Annotated in this window: 3 protein-coding genes and 1 pseudogene; 3 read left to right on the forward strand and 1 reads right to left on the reverse strand. The window is 73.2% G+C overall.

Features of this window, described 5'->3' with window-relative positions; all coding sequences use genetic code 11:
- From DD1DGNOD_RS28535 to DD1DGNOD_RS01650, 3 genes and pseudogenes are all read left to right on the forward strand, one after another.
- Window positions 1-336: pseudogene (locus DD1DGNOD_RS28535) on the forward strand (glycosyltransferase); the annotation flags it as partial.
- Window positions 337-347: 11 nt separating this feature from the next.
- Complete coding sequence (locus DD1DGNOD_RS01645; RefSeq protein ID WP_131764832.1) at window positions 348-1,004, forward strand: TIGR04282 family arsenosugar biosynthesis glycosyltransferase; 657 nt, start codon at window positions 348-350, stop codon at window positions 1,002-1,004.
- Window positions 1,001-1,669 carry a class I SAM-dependent methyltransferase gene (locus tag DD1DGNOD_RS01650; protein WP_131769286.1) on the forward strand — a complete coding sequence of 223 codons (669 nt, stop codon included), beginning with the start codon at window positions 1,001-1,003 and terminating at the stop codon, window positions 1,667-1,669. Before DD1DGNOD_RS01645 ends, DD1DGNOD_RS01650 begins: the two co-directional genes overlap by 4 nt.
- A gap of 108 nt (window positions 1,670-1,777) precedes the next feature.
- Here DD1DGNOD_RS01650 and DD1DGNOD_RS01655 read toward each other — a convergent pair.
- Window positions 1,778-2,250 (reverse strand): hypothetical protein (locus DD1DGNOD_RS01655; protein ID WP_131769289.1); only part of this gene is annotated, 473 nt, incomplete at its 5' end.

Below are 2,250 nucleotides of genomic sequence, written 5' to 3' on the forward strand. Positions count from 1 at the left end.
CGGCGGCGCCCGACCTCGGTGCGGGCCTGGCCGCCGCACGCCCGGCTCGGCAACGCGATTGTCGCCGGACGGTTGCGCCAACGTGGCGTACCCGTCCGCGACCTGGGTCCCATGCGAGCCGCCCGCCGCGAGGACCTCCTGCGTCTGCCGGTCGCCGACCGCCGGTTCGGTTACCCGCTGGAACTGCTCCTGCGGGCAGCACAGGCCGGCTGGCGGATCGTCGAGATCGACGTCGACTACCACCGGCGTGTCGGCAGGTCGAAGGTGACCGGTTCGCCGCTCGGCACGGCCCGCGCCGTGCGCGACATGTCCGCGCTCCTGGCGAGCCTGCGGTGAGGCTGCTCGTGGTGGTGAAGGAACCCGTGCCCGGTCGGGTCAAGACCCGGTTGACGCCACCGTTCAGTCCAGTGCAGGCGGCGGCCGTGGCCACCGCCGCGATCGCGGACACCCTGGCCGCGATCTGCGAGCTGGGCCGTCTTCCCGGCTTCGACCGGCTGCGGCCCACCCTCGTCCTCGACGGCGCCGTCGGTCCGTGGCTGCGGATGCCGTGGTTGCCGGCTGCGCTCGAGGTGGTGCCGCAGGCGTCCGGGCCGTTCGACGCCCGCCTTGCCGCCGCGTTCGACGGGAGCAGTGGCCCGACGCTGCTGATCGGGATGGACACCCCGCAGGTGACACCGACGCTGCTGGCCGACGCCTGCCTCGCGCTGCGCTCCGCCGACGCCGTGTTCGGCCCCGCCGCCGACGGTGGCTGGTGGGCGCTCGGCCTGCGACACCCCGACGGCGAGCTGCTGCGCAGCGTCCCGACGTCCCGCCCGGACACCGGCGCGCGGCAGCGAGCCCGCCTGTCCGAAGCCGGCCTGCGGGTCGCGACCCTTCCGGTCCTGCGGGACGTCGACACCGCGGCCGATGCGGCAGCGGTCGCACGGGTCGCACCAGGTGGACGGTTCGCCGCGACGCTGCGGGGCTTGCAGGCAGGTCACGCCAGCCCGGTGGCGATCCCGTGACCGGCGGCCAGGCGGTCACAACCGTCCACGGCCGGTGCTGTCCGACCGCCGTCTACGAAGCGGGACTACGGTCCGTTGCCGGACGACTATGGATACGCCACACCGACGGGCGGCGAGAATCCCTTCCTGTGGACCGCTGGCGCGGCGGTGTCAAACCGGGTGACGCATTCCTGCTCCGTCGATGTAACGGGCCGACTCTCGACGTCGGCTGCGGCCCCGGCCGCCTTGCCGCGGCGCTGACCGTCCGCGGAATACCCGCCCTCGGCATCGACGTGGCCCCGTTCGCGGTGGAACTCACCCGCCGCGCCGGCGCGGTGGCGCTGCGACGTGACGTGTTCGGCCGGCTGCCCGGCGAAGGACGGTGGGCCGCGCTGGTCCTCGCCGACGGGAACATCGGGATCGGTGGCGATCCGGCCCGGCTGCTGAGCCGCACCACCGAGCTGCTCGCCCCGACCGGTCGGGCGCTCGTCGAACTCGAACCGCCCGGGAGACCAACCGGCGCGCACCTGATCCGGTTGGAGGGGCCGGACGGCCGGGTGTCGAGGGCATTCCCCTGGGCCTTCGTGGGCGTCGAGGAGATCGCCCACCTTGCCGCGGGCGCCGGCCTGCGCGTCATGGAAATCTGGCGCAGCAAGGGCCGCTGCTTCGCCGCGCTGGGCAGCTGACTGTCGGCTGCTCCAGGTCCTGCCGGCTCGGGGAGCTGATCCGCGGGCAGAGCCCGCGGAAGGTCCAGAATGTCACGACCCTGCCGGCGGATCAGAATGTGCGGAAGGTCATGGTCCTACCTGCGGATCAGACGGGATGCCGCTGCCTGCCCGCTTCCGCCTGGCACGAACCGCACGGTGGACGATGACGGCCGCGGCGCACGTCCAGACCAGGCCGATGACGATCCCGAGGTTTCGTCCATACGGCAGTGGGTTGACCGAGGGGTTGTCGGCCGATCCGCCGTAGCCACGCCACAGTGGCAGCGACGCCAGGGCGACCGATCCGCTGACCAGCAACGCTGCCTGCAGCACCGCCCGGTACGGTGCCGGGATCAGCCGGCTGAGCACGAAGCCGGCGGCCATCGTCACCGGGACGACCATCAGGTCGTGGGCCAGAATTCCGCCGATCAGCCACGCCGTCGTGTTCGGCGGGTTCGTAGCCGGTTGCCCGTCGATCAGGCCGTGGATTCCGTAACCGATCGCGGCCAGACCGGCGGCCGTCACCAGAGCGCGCAGCACGGCCGCGGCCGCCGTGCCGAGGG

This window comes from Candidatus Protofrankia californiensis, from assembly GCF_900634765.1.
Lineage (GTDB): Bacteria > Actinomycetota > Actinomycetes > Frankiales > Frankiaceae > Protofrankia > Protofrankia californiensis.